Source organism: Lutibacter citreus (genome assembly GCF_003260195.1).
Taxonomy (GTDB): Bacteria; Bacteroidota; Bacteroidia; order Flavobacteriales; family Flavobacteriaceae; genus Lutibacter; species Lutibacter citreus.
In genome coordinates this window covers 82,261-98,808 of the sequence record NZ_QEIH01000005.1, presented here as the reverse complement: position 1 = coordinate 98,808, position 16,548 = coordinate 82,261, and the positions used below count along the sequence as shown (strand labels likewise).

The following is a 16,548-nucleotide window of genomic DNA, read 5'->3' as shown; positions in this document are numbered from 1 at the left end:
TAAAACCCACTATTATGAAAAACAAATTATTCTTATTCGCAACATTTTTGTTAGTTAGCTTAGGAGCTATGGCTTCTAGCACTAACAACTCAAATACAACAGATTACCTAAATTATTATAACGATAATGGTAAAACTTTCACATTTGTTGAGAGAGGCGTAACATTTTCTGTTTTTCAAAATGGAGAATTTGATTTCTATATAAATCCTCGTAGTGGCGTAAATGCTAGTTATAACGGAAATGGATTAAATATAAGTTATAATTCTGGCTACAACTATGATGCATATGTACAATATGACGATTATGGAGCTATTATTCAAATTGAAGATATTGCAATTTATTACGACTATTATGGCCGTGTTGAAAGAGTTGGTAATATTAACATTGATTACTTTGATGGGCGTTTGGCAAGATTAGGTGGTTTGCAAGTTTATTATAACAGATATGGTTCATATTCACATTTTTCAGGATATATAAACATTCAAAATAGAAATTATGTGTATCATCCTTACCATAATTATTTTAGTAGACCTTTATTTGACTTTAGAATTGTAAGTTACAACCCTTATAGAAGTCATTATAATGCACATAGATATACCTACCATAGAGATCATTCAAGAAATAAATATTATAATAACAACAAATATTATAGCAGACATAGCAAACACAGTACACATAGTTCTAAGAATCGTTACGCTACAAACAATGTTCCTAAACGAAAAAGTAGTAATATTATAAATAGAGGAAATTCAAGTTCTCGTAAATATAGTGACTTTAGATCTAACTCTAATAGAAGTTCATCAAATAGAGGTTTAAGTAGTACACAACAAAGAAGATCAAGTTCTATACAACAAAGAAGTAGTTCAAGCACATCTACAAGAAGACCAAGTAGCACGCAACAAAGAAGTAGCTCAAGTACTACTATCAATAGACCAAGTAGTACACAACAGCGAAGTAGCTCAAGTACAGCTACAAGAAGACCAAGCAGCACACAACAGCGAAGTAGCTCAAGTACAGCTACAAGAAGACCAAGTAGCACGCAACAAAGAAGTAGCTCAAGTACTTCTATTAATAAACCGAGTAGTATAAAGCAAAGAAGTGTTAAAAGTTCAACTTCTAGAACACCTTCAATTGCTCAAAGAAGTTCAAAGTCATCATCATCAAGAACTCCTGCTAGAGTTCAACAAAGAAGTAGTTCAAGTTCAAAAACAACAATAAGTAGAAAGCCTTCAACAAGACAAAGTTCTAGCACAAGTAACAGTACAAGAAAAAGAAGAGGAGTCTAATTTTTATTAGATAAAAAAAAGCTTTACAGAAATGTAAAGCTTTTTTTGTTTATTTGAACTAAATTTTTTTAGTCATCTGTTTCTTCTAAATTTTCTTCTTCATTTCTTAAAAGCTTCTTAGCCTTTTTACTTCCTTCATAAATATCATATCTCACATAAATACAATCTAAATCTCCATTTTTTAGAGCAATTCTTCTTGAAGTTCTTAACCCTACATTTTTAATAGCTTCTTTATTTGATGTAATAAACCACACCGTAGAATCTGGATACCCATGTTTTAAGGTGTCTCCAATTTTTTTGTAAAATTCATCTATATCAATATTTAAACGCTCCCCATATGGTGGATTAAATAAAATAGTTGTTTTTCCAAATACTTCCTTAACTGAGTTAAAGAAATTTACATGGTGTATTCCTACAAAATCGCCTAAATTTGCATTCTCTACATTTTCCTTCGCCTTTTTAACTGCTGAAGGAGCTTTATCAAATCCCATTATTTTAAAATGAGAACTTCTAATCTTTTTTAATAAAGAATCCTGAATTTTAAAATACAAATCTTCATCATAATCTTCCCAGTTTTCAAAACCAAACTCTTTTCTATTAATATTAGCAGGAATATTATTTGCAATCATTGCTGCCTCAATTAAAATTGTTCCAGATCCACACATAGGATCTATAAAATTACAATCGCCAGTATAACCTGATAATAATACCATACCAGCAGCTAAAACTTCATTTATAGGAGCAATATTTGTTAGGTTTCTATACCCTCTTTTATGCAAAGAGTCGCCAGAACTATCTAAAGAAATTGAACACATATCCTTTTGAATATGAACATGTATTTTTAAATCTGGATGCTTTACATCAACATCTGGTCTTTTATGATATTTATGTCTAAAATAATCTGCAATTGCATCTTTTGATTTTAAAGAAATATAATGTGAGTTAGTTGTAAAGTTTTTAGAATTTACAACAGCTCCAATAGCAAAAGTACTTTCAACAGTCATAAACCGTTCCCATTCTATTTGTTGAATTTTTTTGTACAAATCATCCTCATCAAAAACCTTGAACCTTTTTATTGGTTTTAAAATTCTAATAGCAGTTCGTAAAGCAATATTAGCTTTATACATAAACCCTTTATCACCAACAAATGAAACATTTCTTACTCCAACCTCTACGTCTTGCGCTCCTAAATTTTTTAATTCAGTTGCTAATACTTCCTCTAGACCAAACATAGTGGTAGCAACCATTTTAAAATTATGACTCATAATCTTTTAATTTCTGCAAAAGTACTTAAATAAATACCTTCTACTTACTTAAAATTTTCAAAAAAATTAGAATATTGAAATAATCCATTAAACAATTCCTTATTTTTGTAGCTATTTTACAATTATGACTACAAAAAAAGAATGGTTTGCTTCCTGGTTTGACACCAGTTATTATCATATTTTATATAAACATAGAAATGATACAGAAGCGCAAGAATTTATCCAGAATTTAGTTTCATTTTTAAATATTAAAAAAGATGATAAGTTATTAGATTTAGCCTGTGGGAAAGGCCGACATTCAATTTATTTAAATAAATTAGGGTTTAATGTTGTAGGTGCAGATTTATCAAAAAACAGTATAGATTTCGCTAAACAATTTGAAAATAACTCCTTGAAGTTTGTTGAACATGACATGAGAGATAAACTAAAATTAAAATATGATATTATTTTAAATTTATTTACAAGTTTTGGTTTTTTTGAAGATGATAATGAAGATATAAAGGTGTTAAAAAACATAAAAAAAGGTTTAAACCCTTACGGAACTGCTGTTATAGACTTTATGAATGCTAAAAAAGTAATTTCAAATCTTGTTCATGAAGAAACCCAAATAATAGATGGAATTAATTTTAAAATATCCAGATATGTAAAAAATGGATTTATTGTAAAAGAAATTAATTTTGAAGCAGATGATCAATTACACACTTACTTTGAAAAAGTAAAAATTCTGAACTTAGCTAAAATTAATTCATATTTAAATTCCGTTGGTTTTAAAATAAAACATACATTTGGAAATTACAATCTTGAGAAATTTAATGAAGAATCTTCAGACCGTTTAATTTTAGTTTTAGAATGACATATTTAGCTTTAATTATTTCTGTATTAGTAGGGGTAGTAATAGTTTATGGATTTAAACCAAGTAACAAATCCGTTCAACTATTATTAGCTTTTAGTGGTGCGTATTTATTATCAATTACAATTTTACACCTTTTACCAGAGGTATATATTGATGGTAAATCCAATATAGGATTGTTCATAATCCTTGGGTTATTATTACAATTAATCCTAGATTTTTTCTCAAAAGGAGCCGAACATGGGCATATGCATATTGAAGAGAACATGACATTTCCTTGGGCTTTATTTTTAAGTTTAGGAATACATGCCTTTATGGAGGGGATTCCATTAGCTCATAACCACCATCATGATCATTTACTTTGGGCCATTGTAGTTCATAAAATACCAATATCAATAATACTTGCAACGCTTTTTGTAAAATCTAATATTTCAAGAAAGTATGCTGTACTATTTTTAGTTATTTTCTCTTTAATGTCTCCATTAGGAAGTTTAGCTGGAGAAAACATACCTATTTTAACAACTTACAAAAAAGAAATAACAGCTATTATTATTGGAATATTTTTACATATTTCAACAATAATATTGTTTGAAACATCTAAAGATCATAAATTTAATTTATTAAAATTTATAGCAATTTTAGTTGGAATGGTAGTTGCTTATTTAGCCTAAACAAAATTTCATAAAAAAAGGAGAAATGTATTTTAATACATTTCTCCTTTTTTTATGTTTAATATTAATTTAATTTGCTACCTGACTAATAAACTTAATACGCATTAAACGTAATTCTTCATCATCATAATCGCCATCAAATTCATCTAAAGCATTTTGTATACTGTCATTTTCAGCTTCCATAAAATATTCAAATATTTCATCTTGCTGATCTTCATCTAGTAATTCTTCAAGACAATAATCTATATTTATTCTTGTACCACTATATACAATTCGTTGCATCTCCTCAATTAACTCGTTAAATTCCAGTCCTTTAGATTTTGCAATATCTTCAAGCGGTAGTTTTCTATCTGTATTTTGAATTATAAAAAGTTTTAGTCCAGAATTAACACCTGTACTTTTAACAATAAAATCATCAGGTCTTTCAATATCATTTTCATCAACATATTTTGAAATTAAATCTACAAATGGTTTTCCAAACTTTCTAGCCTTTCCTTCTCCTACTCCATAAATATTTTTCAACTCATCAATAGAAATTGGATATTTTAAAGCCATATCATCTAATGACGTTTCTTGAAAAACAGCATATGGAGGAACTCCATTTTTTTTAGCAACAGATTTTTGTAATTCTTTTAATAATTTCACTAAAACTGCATCAGCAGCAGCACTATTACTTTTAGCATTTGAAACTACCGGTGAGTTATCTCCATCTTCATAAGCATGGTCTTCAGTCATCATAAATGAAGTTGGATTTGATATATAATCAAGACCATTTTTAGTAATCTTCACTACCCCATACTGTTCAATTTCTTTTCTAATAAAACCAGCAACCAAAGCTTGTCTTATAAGCGCCATCCAATATTTATCTGTGTGTTCTTTTCCCTTTCCAAAAAATGGTTGCCCATCTGTTTTATGAGATTTTAAAAGTGCATTTACGTTTCCAACTAAAGTATTTACAACTTCTTTAGACTTGTATTTTTCGTTGGTTGCAACTACTATTTCTAATAACATTTTTAAATCACCCTTTGCTTCATGTTTTTTCTTTGGGTTTACAACATTATCATCCATATTGGCACCTAAACCATTCACTTCATCAAAATCTTCACCAAAATAGTGCAACAAATATTTTCTTCTAGACATAGAGGTTTCTGCATAACCAACAACTTCTTGCAATAAAGCATTTCCAATTTCTTGTTCTGCAATTGGTTTTCCTGATAAAAATTTCTCTAATTTTTCAATATCTTTATAAGCATAGTACGCCAAACAATAACCTTCACCACCATCTCTACCAGCTCTACCAGTTTCTTGATAATAACTTTCTAAACTTTTAGGAATATCATGATGAATAACAAAACGAACATCTGGTTTGTCGATTCCCATTCCAAAAGCAATTGTAGCAACTACCACGTCAACATCTTCCATCAAAAAATTATCTTGATGTTTTGCTCTTGTCTTAGCATCCAATCCTGCGTGATATGGCACAGCTTTAATTCCATTTACTTGTAAAACCTGTGCTACTTCTTCAACTTTTTTACGACTTAAACAATAAATTATTCCAGATTTGTTTAAATGCAATCTTATAAACCGAATAATATCCGAGTTAACATCTTTAGTTTTTGGCCTAACATCATAAAATAAATTAGGTCTATTAAAAGATGCTTTAAATGTATTTGCATTAGTCATTCCTAATGTCTTCAGAATATCTTCTTGTACTTTTTCTGTGGCTGTTGCTGTTAAACCAATAATAGGAACATCATCAATCTTACCTATTATATTTCTTAAGTTTCTATACTCTGGTCTAAAATCATGACCCCATTCAGAAATACAATGCGCTTCATCAATTGCTACAAAAGAAATTTTCTGAGACTTTAAAAACTCTACGTACTCTTCTTTTATTAAAGACTCTGGTGCTACATATAGTAATTTTGTAATTCCTTTTTCTATATCGCTCTTAACTTCAGCTACTTCAGATTTATTTAAAGAAGAATTTAACACATGGGCAATACCTCTCTGGGCTGAAATACCTCTTATAGCATCAACTTGATTCTTCATTAAAGCAATTAATGGTGAAACCACAATTGCAGTACCTTCATTTATTAATGCTGGTAACTGATAACATAATGATTTACCTCCTCCCGTTGGCATTATTACAAAGGTATCATTACCCGCAATAATACTTTTTATAACTACTTCTTGTAAACCTTTAAACTTACTAAAACCAAAATAAGTTTTTAACTCTTTGTGTAAATCAACACTTTTACTCTCCATTATTTATATTAAATTATCACTACAAAAAAATCTTACTTGATTTTTAAACGAATTAAACAATCAAAAATTTTATTTTCTCAATACTTATTCAATTTCTAATTAAATAATATATTTTTGTTTGATACTAAAGATAAAACTTTTTTTAATAGTAAAACTTAATCTTTTGAAAAATAAAAATACAATTATTGATATTGCTAAGCTAACAATTATTGAAGAAAGCAAAGCAATTGCGAATTTAATAAATTTTGTGAATGAAGATTTCACAAAAACAGTAAACTATATTCTATCATCAAAAGGTAGGGTAATTGTTACTGGCATTGGTAAAAGCGCCAATATTGCTACAAAAATTGTAGCAACTTTTAATTCAACTGGAACTCCTGCTATTTTTATGCATGCCGCGGATGCCATTCATGGTGATTTAGGAAATATTCAAAAAAACGACGTGGTAATTTGTATTTCAAACAGCGGAAATACACCAGAAATAAAAGTTTTAGTTCCTCTAATTAAAAATTATGGGAATAAAATTGTTGCTATTACAGGAAATACATCTTCTTTTTTAGGAACAAATTGTGATTTTGTACTTAGTTCTCATGTTGAAAAAGAAGCTTGTCCAAATAATTTAGCTCCAACATCAAGTACAACTGCACAATTAGTAATTGGAGATGCCCTGGCTGTTTGTTTATTAGAACTAAATAATTTTTCTAGTAAAGATTTTGCAAAATATCATCCAGGAGGAGCACTTGGTAAAAAATTATATTTAAGAGTTCGAGATTTAATTTCAAATGAAAATTTACCTTCTGTAGAGTTAAATACACCTATTAAAGATGTAATTATTGAAATTTCTAAAAAACGTTTAGGAACTACCGCAGTGCTAAACAATGATAAAATAGTAGGAATAATTACAGATGGTGATTTAAGAAGAATGTTAAAAGATAATCTTGATATTAGTAAACTAGTTGCCAAAGATATTATGGGTGCAAATCCAAAAACTATCTCTGTTGAAGCAATGGCAATTCAAGCTTTAGAAGCAATGGAAAATAATAATATTACTCAAATTTTGGTTGAAGACAACTTAAAATATGTAGGAGTTGTACATTTGCATGATTTATTAAAAGAAGGAATAATTTAAAATGGCCAAAGTAGAAAAAGAAATGTCGTTTTTAGACCATGTAGAGGAACTAAGATGGCATCTTATAAGATCAACAGCAGTAATATTTTTTTTCGGAATAATTGCATTTTTAATGAAAGATTTGATTTTTAACAAAATCTTATTTGCACCTAAAGATCCAAATTTCATAACATATAGAGTTTTCTGTATGGTTTCTCAATTTTTTGGAACCGACGGACTTTGTATTGATGATATTCCTTTTAAATTTCAGAGTTTAGCAATGGCCGAACAGTTTAGTGTACATATATGGACATCTATAACGGTTGGATTTATAATTGGTTTTCCTTTTATAATATGGGAAGTATGGAAATTTATAAGTCCTGGTCTGTATGAAAAAGAACGTAGAGGAGCTAAAGCTTTTATTATTATTTCTTCATTTTTATTTTTTATTGGAGTTTTATTTGGGTATTATATTGTTACACCGCTATCTGTTAATTTTTTAGGAAATTATTCAATAAGTGATGCGGTTGAAAGAAATATTAAAATTGGTTCATATATAAGCTTAGTTCGTTCATCACTTCTTGCTTCTGGTTTAATTTTTGAATTACCAATTATTATGTTCTTTTTAACAAAAATGGGATTGGTAACACCAGATTTTCTAAAAAAATACAGAAAACATGCATTGGTAATTGTACTTGTTTTAGCAGCTGTTATTACACCGCCTGATATTATTAGTCAAGTTATTGTCGCTATTCCTATTTTACTATTGTATGAAGTAAGTATATATATATCTAAAATTGTTATTAAACGCGAACTTAAAAAAAGTAAAGAAAATGCCTAATCAAGTTGAAGAATTTAATGAGTATCGTTTAAAAATGAACGACAAAATATTGGCAAATGACAATAAAGTTATTAAGCGAATATTTAATCTTGATACAAACGCATACAAAAAAGGACATTTAGACGTTAAAACTAAAGAATTATTAGGCTTAGTAGCGTCTGCAGTTTTAAGATGTGATGATTGTATTAAGTACCATTTAGAAACTGCTTTTAAAGAAGGCGTTACAAAAGAAGAAGTAATGGAAACCTTATCAATTGCAACATTGGTTGGAGGCACAATTGTGGTACCGCATTTAAGAAGAGCCTATGAATTTTGGGAAGAGTTAGAAATAGCAAAAAAGTAATACAATGAACATTTTTCTCTATTTTTCAGAGAATCTGTTTTATGTTTTATAATATCACACTAAGTCTGTATAAGAGTTTTAGGCACTTAAAAAGTCTTAGATTAGAGCAGACAGACGAACCATACTAATTAAAAAAATTAAATTCCTTCTTTAAGAAGGATAAAGACTGCAAAAAATGAAATTAAGAGCAGAAAATATAAAGAAAAAATACGGAAGTAGATATGTTGTAAATGGTATCTCTTTAGAAGTTGAACAAGGTCAAATTGTTGGTCTTTTAGGACCTAATGGAGCAGGGAAAACTACTTCATTTTATATGATTGTTGGTATGATAAAACCTAACGAAGGTAATATTTACCTAGATGATCATTCAATTACTGATTACCCTATGTACAAAAGAGCCCAAGAAGGTGTTGGTTATTTAGCACAAGAAGCATCGGTATTTAGAAAATTATCTGTTGAAGATAATATTATGTCAGTACTTCAATTTACTGGTCTTTCAAAAAAAGAACAAAAAGAAAAGTTAGAATCTTTAATTGATGAATTTAGTTTAGGTCACGTAAGAACCAACCGTGGAGATTTATTATCTGGTGGAGAACGAAGAAGAACTGAAATAGCACGTGCACTAGCTTCAGATCCTAAATTTATTTTATTAGATGAACCTTTTGCAGGCGTAGATCCTATTGCTGTTGAAGATATTCAGAGCATTGTTGCGCATTTAAAAGATAGAAATATTGGTATTCTTATAACCGATCATAATGTTCAGGAAACTTTAGCCATTACAGATAAAACATATTTAATGTTTGAAGGGGGAATTTTAAAAGAAGGAACTCCAGAAGAACTTGCAGCTGATGAAACAGTTAGACGTGTTTATTTAGGTAAAGATTTTGAGCTTAAAAAGAAAAAATTCTAAATCTATTTTTCGTTATGCAGTATTTAATATAGAATTTTGTTATTAAAAATTACAAGTTTTTATTTAAATACAATTAAACGATCTGCATATTATTTAACCAATTTATTTTCAATTAAAGAAAATAATACATAAACAATTATTACAACTGGTATTGCTGCAAATTTTAATAATATACACAGCAATAAAGTAATTGCAAGAAAAGCAATTTGAATCTTATTATTTTTAAATGAGAAATTTTTAAATTTCAAAGAAAATAATGGTATTTCAGCATTCATTATAATTGCTAAAATAATTGTAATAACTATTAAAAATATTTTATTTTCTATTAACGAAATCACAAAATCATAAGAACCAAAAGCGGTTATTAATGGTAAAGATAACACTACCAAAGCTGCAGCCGGTGTTGGTAATCCAATAAAAGAACTTGATTGACGCTCATCAATATTAAATTTAGCTAATCTGTATGCCGCTGCTAATGTTATTAATAAACCTAAAAATGGTAAAATGTCAAGTTCTTCCGTTTTCCAGGAATGAAATTCTGTATTAAAAACTGTCAATGATTTTTCTGTCTGTAATAGTTTATACATAACAATTCCCGGCACTACTCCACTTGTTACAACATCTGCTAAAGAATCTAATTGTTTTCCTAATTCTCCCTGCACATTTAACAATCTTGCGGCAAAACCATCAAAAAAATCGAAAAATATACCTAAAAACACAAAGTAGGCTGCCGTCACTAAATCATTATTTACAGCAAAAATAACTGCTATAGTACCTGATAATAAGTTTAATAAAGTAAGAATATTTGGAATCTGTTTTTTCAACATACTATTAAAATTTTAGTAAATTTAACAAAATGTTTTCAGTAAGTTAATTTAAATTTATTTTTTAAACTGTTTCCTAAATGCCGCTTATAAATTCTAACTACAATCCTCCTCTATATTTCAGGAATTCCCATTTAAATACAATACATAAAACTCTTTTTAATAACCAAACAATCTCTTACAATAGAAAAAGAATTTTTACTAATGATAATGATTTTCTAGACTTAGATTTTTCAATAAATAATTCTAACACCCTTGTTGTAGCAATGCATGGATTGGAAGGAAGTTCAAAATCTAAGTATATTATTTCTGTTGTAAATTTTTTAAATTCTAAAAATATTGATTGCGTTGCTGTTAATTTAAGAGGCTGTAGCGGTGAAGCTAATAACAATGCTTATTCTTATAATAGTGGAAAAACAGACGATGTTAATCATATTATAAATTATATTCTAGAAAATTTCAATTATACTAATATTGTACTTTTAGGATATAGTATGGGGGGAAATATAACTCTTAAATATATGGGGGAAACAGCGTCAATTCCAAAAGAGATTAAAACGGCAATTGCCATCTCAACACCTTGTGATTTAGAAGGTTCTTCTAATAGTTTGTCTAAATGGAATAATAAAATTTACTTAAAAAGGTTTATGAGGACCCTTAAGGAAAATGCTCTTTTAAAATTAAACAAATTCCCTGAAAGCGGTTTAAATAGAGACGCAATATTAAATTCTGAAAATTTTAATGATTTTGACAATGTTGTTACCGCTCCCTTATTTGGATATAAAAATGCAAAAGATTATTGGACTCAATGCAGTTCTAAACAATTTTTGAATTCAATTAGTAAGCCAACTCTCCTTTTAAACGCTTTAGATGATTCTTTTCTTTCCGAAAGTTGTTTTCCTTTTGAAGAAGCAAAAAACAATAATAATTTAAACTTTGAAGTTTCAAAATATGGTGGTCATGTTGGTTTTAATACATCTATATTTGGAAAAGATTTATTTTGGAGTGAAAACAGAATTCTAGAATTTATCAATCATATTAATTCATAAATATTCACGTTAAACTTATAAAGTTTTTTTACTTTCGTCTAAAATTAACAATCTTGAAAAACTATTTTATTTTTTTATTATTTACAACTCAATTACTTACAAGCCAAACTGTTAGGAAATATTCAAATGAATTTTTGAATATTGGTGTTGATGCCGCTGCCTTTGGTATGAGTAAAGCTGTAGTTGCTACTAGTAATGATGTTAACTCAACATACTGGAATCCAGCCGGCTTAACAAAAATAAAAGACTATGAAGGTGCAATTATGCATGCCAATTATTTTGAAGGAATTGCCCAATATGATTATGCGGGTTTTGCAATGCCCGTTGACGAAAACAGTGCTGTTGGAATTGCAATTATGAGATTTGGTGTTGATGACATCTTAAATACTACCGAACTAATTGACAGCGAAGGAAATATTGACTACAACAGAATTAGTTTATTTTCTGCGGCAGATTACGCTTTAAACTTATCCTATGCAAGAAATTTAAATATTGAAGGTTTATCTATAGGGTTAAACACTAAAATTGTTAGAAGAATTATTGGCGATTTTGCAACTTCTTGGGGATTTGGTTTAGATGCCGGTTTTCAATATGAAAGAGAAAATTGGAAATATGGATTAATGCTTAGGGATATTACTACTACCTATAACACTTGGAGTATAGATAAAAAAGAATTTGAAAAAATTCAAAATGCAATACCTGACCAAAATCAAGAATTACCTGAAACAACTGAAATTACATTGCCAAAAGCTCAGTTGGGAATTGCTAGAAAATTTAAGGTTTCTAAAGATTTTAACCTTTTATCTGAATTGGATTTAAATTTAAGGTTTACTGAAACTAATGATATTATTTCCACTGAATTGGTAAGTATAGATCCTGCAATTGGTTTTCAATTAGATTATACAAATATTGTTTTTTTAAGAGCTGGTTTTGGAAATTTTCAAAAAGAAATGCAATTTGATTTAACTGAAGAAACTTCATTTCAACCTAATTTTGGAATTGGATTTAATTATAAAGGTATTCAAATAGATTATGCTTTAACCAACATTGGAAGTGTTGGAAATGCTCTATACTCTAACATATTTTCTATTAAAGTAAATTTTAAAAACTTTAAATAATTATGAAATGAGCATTTACAAATTTGACATATAAAAAAATAATAGAGAATTCTATACATCTACTAAACAAAATCAAAGTATAATTACCTACTAAAATAAAAATGTAGACACATGAAATTAAAATATTTACTTATTACTTTAATCTTTCTTTTAACTTTTTCTGTTTCTGCACAAAAACTTTCGGAAAAAGCTACAGTTAGTGTAGTTACTTGCGGTCCTGGAAATGAATTATATACTACATTTGGTCATAGTGCTTTTAGAGTAAATGACCCATTGCAAAAATTAGATAAAATATATAATTATGGTACGTTCAACTTTAATGCTCCTAACTTCTATTTAAATTTTGCTAAAGGAAAATTAACCTACCAACTTTCTACATCTCCATTTAGTTATTTTTTAAGAGTTTACAAGTATGAAAACAGATGGGTAAAAACTCAAGAATTAAATTTAAGTTCAAATGAAGTTCAATCATTTTATAATTTTTTAGAAAATAATGCAAAACCTGAAAATAGAGATTATCAATACGATTTCTTTTATGATAATTGTTCAACCAAAATTGAAGTTATCATTAAAACAATTTTACATGATAAAGTTCATTTTAATAACAACCATATAGTTACTGAAAAATCACATAGAGATTTAATTGAGGACTATACAAAAAACCAAAAATGGGGTAAATTTGGAATTGACTTAGCTTTAGGTTCTGTTATTGATGATATTGCAACTAAAGATGAATATAAATTTTTACCTGATTATATTTATTTAGCTGTTGAAAATGCTGTTTTAGACCTTAATAACTCTGAAAAACCATTAGTAAAAAACACAAAAACAATATTAACTTCAAATAATATTTATTCAGCTTCGTTTCTTCAAAAAGTAACTTCTCCGTTTTCTATAATTCTTTTATTAAGTTTAGTTATTCTATTTTTAACATATCGTAACTTTAAATCTTATAAAAGAACAAAATGGCTAGATTTTTTCTTGTACTTTATAACGGGTCTTGTTGGGGTAGTTGTATTATTACTTTGGTTTGCTACTGATCATACAGCAACATATAAAAATCTAAATTTCTTATGGGCTTTTGCTCCTAATATTATTGTAGCTTTTTATCTTTTAAAATTAAAATTACCAAAATGGATAATTACCTATAACATCATCTTAATAATTTTAATTGCTATTACTTTCATAATTTGGCTTATTAAAATTCAAGTGTTCAATTATGCTTTAATACCCTTATTTGTAGTTCTAATTTTACGCTACCTATTTCTTATAAATTTCTCGAAAAATATAATAAAATAGGCCATGTTTTTAAACTATTAGTAATTTACATAAATTACTAATTTTAAATCAATTAAGTACCTCTTAAAAATAAAACAGTACTTATTGTTTTAATTATAATTTTAAAATCTAGCAATAAGTTTCTTTCTTTAATATAATATAAATCGTAACGCAGTTTTATATATTGCTCATCTTTAGTGCTGGCATAAGGATACTTAACTTGCGCCCAACCAGTTAACCCTGGTTTAACTACATTTCTAATAGTATAGAAAGGGTAATTAACACTAAGTTCGTCTACAAATTCAGGTCTCTCAGGACGTGGACCAATAATACTCATTTCACCTTTTAAAATATTTATAAATTGAGGAATTTCATCTATTCGTGTTCTTCTTAAAAATTTACCAAACTTTGTAATTCTTGAATCATTTTTAACAGTCCAAACGGCACCTTCATTCTCCGCTTCAGAAATCATTGTTCTAAACTTAATTATCTTAAAAATATCTCCTCCTACTCCTACACGATCTTGAAAATAAAACAATTTACCTTTATTCAAAAATAAATTTCCAACAAAAACAAATGGAGTAAAACATAACAAAAAAGTAATACCAATTATTGCTCCAATAATATCAAATACTTTATGGAAAAATAGATAAGCTCTGTTTTTTTGACCATTACTCAAATTAATATGATTATAAAAATTTTCATCTAAATGAGTTTTAGGAATTTTCTCAGTAATATCAGATATTAGTTTATTCGAATTAGTGATTTTATACCCTTTTTTAAATAAAGTAATTAATTGAGGCGTAAGGGAAGCTATAAATTCAGAAGAGCTATAACTGTCTATAACTATTTCTTTAATTTGGTGTTTTAAAATCATTTTTTCAGAAATTAATTCTTCTGAAGAAAAATATTTAACAGCTAAGTTTTCAATTTTATTAGGACAAAAATAACCAACAATTAAATTATCTGATGCTTTTATCTGTATCAATTTTATTAAATTTTCAACATCTTGTTTATTAGAACCCACAATTAATATTCTACTAAAAAATAGTGGTAAAAAAACAAATTGAATATATAATGTACGCCATAAATAAATAGGTACTGTTATTGCTAAACAGAAATACAATATTTGAATTTTATTCTCAGGTAATAATGGAGTTAATATTGGAGTAAAAACATAAAACAATGTTGTAATTAATCCTGTTAAAATTGTACTCCTTAATACTAAATAATGATCATTGGCAACTTTTAAATTATACATTTCAAAAATCTGACCAAACAATAATACATAAAAAGAAAGCACTACTAAATACTTAATAGAACTACGAGATTCAAAATTAAAATATTCAAAATTTAAAAAAACAGAAAGTAATACAACACCTAAAATCGCAAAAAAAACATCAAAAAAACGCAATACAAATTTACGCTCAGAAATTGAAAAATGATTGTTTTTATAAGTCATTAAAAGTTCAATTTGTGTTGATAAAATACATAATATCCACTTTTTTAATTGTAAAAATAATACTTATAAACTCCATGAAAATTGAGTAAATAAAAAAATAAAGCTTAATATTATAATATTAAATTGTTTTTTCTAACTCCAAATATTTATCAACAAATGCTTTTACACCATCTTCCAATTTAGTTTGAGGCTTAAAATTAATATACTTAAACAAACTTTCAACATTGGCATAAGTAGATTTTACATCTCCTGGTTGCATTGGTTTAAAAACTATTTTTCCTTTTTTACCTAAAACTTTTTCCAAAGCTTTTATATAATCCATTAATGGTACCGGACTATTATTTCCAATATTAAATATCTGATATGGTTTTGAACTTTTTGAAGCCGTTGGTTTTTTAGGGTCAAACTCCGGGTTATTCTCTTTAGGAGCTAATGGAAGTAACCTTTTTACGCTTTCAACAATATCACCTACATAAGTAAAATCTCTACTCATATTTCCATTATTAAAAACTTCAAATTCTGTATCTTCAACCATTGCTTTTGTAAAAATATGCAATGCCATATCTGGTCTTCCCCAAGGTCCATAAACCGTAAAAAATCGTAAACCTGTACAAGGAATATTATATAAATTAGCATAAGAATGTGCCATCATTTCATTAGCTTTTTTACTTGCCGCATACATTGCTAATGGATGATCTGTGCAATTATCTTCTTGAAATGGAATTTCTTCACTTAATCCATAAACAGAACTAGATGAAGCAAAAATTAAATGCTCAACAGGATACGCTCTACAACTTTCTAAAATATTTAAAAAACCTGTAATATTACTATCTACATAAGAGTGTGGGTTAATTAAAGAATACCTAACACCTGCTTGTGCTGCTAAATTTACCACAAAATTAAACTGTTGCTCTTTAAACAATTGTTTTATGTTTACTAAATCTGTTAAATCTATTTTTATAAAAGAAACTGACTCATTTTTCAACAATTTATTATATTCAATTTCTTCAGGGTTAAAGCCTAAATCAATTAAACGAGCAAGTTTTAAATTGGGGTTGTAATAGTCATTTATATTATCCAAACCTACAATCTTATACCCTTCTTTTATAAGAAGCTTGGCTAAATGATGACCAATAAATCCAGCCATTCCAGTAATTAGTACTTTTTTCAATTTATTAGTTTTTTAATTAAACCACTATTTCTACAAAAATAGAATTAATTGCTCGAAAAAGTTAGATTCTGATTTAATAATTAACAGAAATGCATATTTTTATA

Annotated in this window: 15 protein-coding genes; 10 read left to right on the top strand and 5 right to left on the bottom strand. The window is 27.7% G+C overall.

Annotation, left to right across the window (positions count from 1 at the left end):
* Positions 1 to 14 precede the first annotated feature (14 nt).
* Complete coding sequence (locus DAD81_RS11550; RefSeq protein ID WP_157961119.1) at positions 15 to 1,286, top strand: hypothetical protein; 1,272 nt, start codon at positions 15 to 17, stop codon at positions 1,284 to 1,286.
* A gap of 68 nt (positions 1,287 to 1,354) precedes the next feature.
* Here DAD81_RS11550 and DAD81_RS11545 read toward each other — a convergent pair whose 3' ends face one another.
* Positions 1,355 to 2,551, bottom strand: a complete 1,197-nt coding sequence (locus tag DAD81_RS11545) for a THUMP domain-containing class I SAM-dependent RNA methyltransferase (RefSeq protein WP_111708423.1) — start codon at positions 2,549 to 2,551, stop codon at positions 1,355 to 1,357.
* Between the two features lie 124 nt (positions 2,552 to 2,675).
* On the opposite strand from DAD81_RS11545, the gene DAD81_RS11540 reads away from it, so the two are divergent.
* Entirely contained in the window at positions 2,676 to 3,404 is a 729-nt protein-coding gene (locus DAD81_RS11540) for an SAM-dependent methyltransferase (RefSeq protein WP_111708422.1), read from the top strand.
* Positions 3,401 to 4,072, top strand: a complete 672-nt coding sequence (locus tag DAD81_RS11535) for a ZIP family metal transporter (protein WP_111708421.1) — start codon at positions 3,401 to 3,403, stop codon at positions 4,070 to 4,072. Before DAD81_RS11540 ends, DAD81_RS11535 begins: the two co-directional genes overlap by 4 nt.
* Positions 4,073 to 4,141: 69 nt before the next feature.
* Here DAD81_RS11535 and DAD81_RS11530 read toward each other — a convergent pair whose 3' ends face one another.
* Positions 4,142 to 6,340 carry a RecQ family ATP-dependent DNA helicase gene (locus tag DAD81_RS11530; protein ID WP_111708420.1) on the bottom strand — a complete coding sequence of 733 codons (2,199 nt, stop codon included), beginning with the start codon at positions 6,338 to 6,340 and terminating at the stop codon, positions 4,142 to 4,144.
* A 163-nt stretch (positions 6,341 to 6,503) separates the two neighbouring features.
* On the opposite strand from DAD81_RS11530, the gene DAD81_RS11525 reads away from it, so the two are divergent.
* The 4 genes from DAD81_RS11525 to lptB all read left to right on the top strand — a co-directional run bounded on the left by DAD81_RS11525 (position 6,504) and on the right by lptB (position 9,542).
* Entirely contained in the window at positions 6,504 to 7,469 is a 966-nt protein-coding gene (locus tag DAD81_RS11525) for a KpsF/GutQ family sugar-phosphate isomerase (protein WP_111708419.1), read from the top strand.
* Position 7,470: 1 nt separating this feature from the next.
* The gene (tatC, locus tag DAD81_RS11520) at positions 7,471 to 8,289 is read left to right on the top strand and encodes a twin-arginine translocase subunit TatC (protein ID WP_111708418.1); all 819 of its coding nucleotides are present in this window, start codon (positions 7,471 to 7,473) and stop codon (positions 8,287 to 8,289) included.
* A complete protein-coding gene (locus DAD81_RS11515) occupies positions 8,282 to 8,632 on the top strand; it encodes a carboxymuconolactone decarboxylase family protein (protein ID WP_111708734.1) in 351 nt (116 codons plus the stop codon). Before tatC ends, DAD81_RS11515 begins: the two co-directional genes overlap by 8 nt.
* Before the next feature lie 175 nt (positions 8,633 to 8,807).
* Entirely contained in the window at positions 8,808 to 9,542 is a 735-nt protein-coding gene (gene lptB / locus DAD81_RS11510; RefSeq protein ID WP_111708417.1) for an LPS export ABC transporter ATP-binding protein, read from the top strand.
* Between the two features lie 89 nt (positions 9,543 to 9,631).
* Here lptB and DAD81_RS11505 read toward each other — a convergent pair whose 3' ends face one another.
* The gene (locus tag DAD81_RS11505) at positions 9,632 to 10,366 is read right to left on the bottom strand and encodes a CDP-alcohol phosphatidyltransferase family protein (RefSeq protein ID WP_111708733.1); all 735 of its coding nucleotides are present in this window, start codon (positions 10,364 to 10,366) and stop codon (positions 9,632 to 9,634) included.
* An 80-nt stretch (positions 10,367 to 10,446) separates the two neighbouring features.
* Here DAD81_RS11505 and DAD81_RS11500 point away from each other — a divergent pair, with 80 nt between their 5' ends.
* The 3 genes from DAD81_RS11500 to DAD81_RS11490 all read left to right on the top strand — a co-directional run bounded on the left by DAD81_RS11500 (position 10,447) and on the right by DAD81_RS11490 (position 13,832).
* Positions 10,447 to 11,415 (top strand): YheT family hydrolase, encoded by a 969-nt coding sequence (locus tag DAD81_RS11500; RefSeq protein WP_111708416.1) that lies wholly within the window; start codon positions 10,447 to 10,449, stop codon positions 11,413 to 11,415.
* Positions 11,416 to 11,468: 53 nt separating this feature from the next.
* Positions 11,469 to 12,533 carry a putative type IX sorting system protein PorV2 gene (locus tag DAD81_RS11495; protein ID WP_111708415.1) on the top strand — a complete coding sequence of 355 codons (1,065 nt, stop codon included), beginning with the start codon at positions 11,469 to 11,471 and terminating at the stop codon, positions 12,531 to 12,533.
* Between the two features lie 111 nt (positions 12,534 to 12,644).
* Positions 12,645 to 13,832 carry a lipoprotein N-acyltransferase Lnb domain-containing protein gene (locus tag DAD81_RS11490; protein WP_111708414.1) on the top strand — a complete coding sequence of 396 codons (1,188 nt, stop codon included), beginning with the start codon at positions 12,645 to 12,647 and terminating at the stop codon, positions 13,830 to 13,832.
* Between the two features lie 52 nt (positions 13,833 to 13,884).
* Here DAD81_RS11490 and DAD81_RS11485 read toward each other — a convergent pair whose 3' ends face one another.
* Positions 13,885 to 15,273: a sugar transferase gene (locus DAD81_RS11485; RefSeq protein ID WP_111708413.1), complete on the bottom strand. Its 1,389-nt coding sequence runs from the start codon at positions 15,271 to 15,273 to the stop codon at positions 13,885 to 13,887.
* 118 nt (positions 15,274 to 15,391) lie between these two features.
* Complete coding sequence (locus DAD81_RS11480) at positions 15,392 to 16,444, bottom strand: NAD-dependent epimerase/dehydratase family protein (RefSeq protein ID WP_111708412.1); 1,053 nt, start codon at positions 16,442 to 16,444, stop codon at positions 15,392 to 15,394.
* Between the last annotated feature and the right edge of the window lie 104 nt (positions 16,445 to 16,548).

What these genes read in the sequence shown, in the direction of transcription:
- DAD81_RS11550 (WP_157961119.1), top strand. Translation starts at nt 15, where the DNA reads ATGAAAAACAAATTATTCTTATTCGCAACATTTTTGTTAGTTAGCTTA.
- DAD81_RS11545 (WP_111708423.1), bottom strand. Translation starts at nt 2,551, where the DNA reads ATGAGTCATAATTTTAAAATGGTTGCTACCACTATGTTTGGTCTAGAG.
- DAD81_RS11540 (WP_111708422.1), top strand. Translation starts at nt 2,676, where the DNA reads ATGACTACAAAAAAAGAATGGTTTGCTTCCTGGTTTGACACCAGTTAT.
- DAD81_RS11535 (WP_111708421.1), top strand. Translation starts at nt 3,401, where the DNA reads ATGACATATTTAGCTTTAATTATTTCTGTATTAGTAGGGGTAGTAATA.
- DAD81_RS11530 (WP_111708420.1), bottom strand. Translation starts at nt 6,340, where the DNA reads ATGGAGAGTAAAAGTGTTGATTTACACAAAGAGTTAAAAACTTATTTT.
- tatC (WP_111708418.1), top strand. Translation starts at nt 7,471, where the DNA reads ATGGCCAAAGTAGAAAAAGAAATGTCGTTTTTAGACCATGTAGAGGAA.
- DAD81_RS11515 (WP_111708734.1), top strand. Translation starts at nt 8,282, where the DNA reads ATGCCTAATCAAGTTGAAGAATTTAATGAGTATCGTTTAAAAATGAAC.
- lptB (WP_111708417.1), top strand. Translation starts at nt 8,808, where the DNA reads ATGAAATTAAGAGCAGAAAATATAAAGAAAAAATACGGAAGTAGATAT.
- DAD81_RS11500 (WP_111708416.1), top strand. Translation starts at nt 10,447, where the DNA reads ATGCCGCTTATAAATTCTAACTACAATCCTCCTCTATATTTCAGGAAT.
- DAD81_RS11490 (WP_111708414.1), top strand. Translation starts at nt 12,645, where the DNA reads ATGAAATTAAAATATTTACTTATTACTTTAATCTTTCTTTTAACTTTT.
- DAD81_RS11485 (WP_111708413.1), bottom strand. Translation starts at nt 15,273, where the DNA reads ATGACTTATAAAAACAATCATTTTTCAATTTCTGAGCGTAAATTTGTA.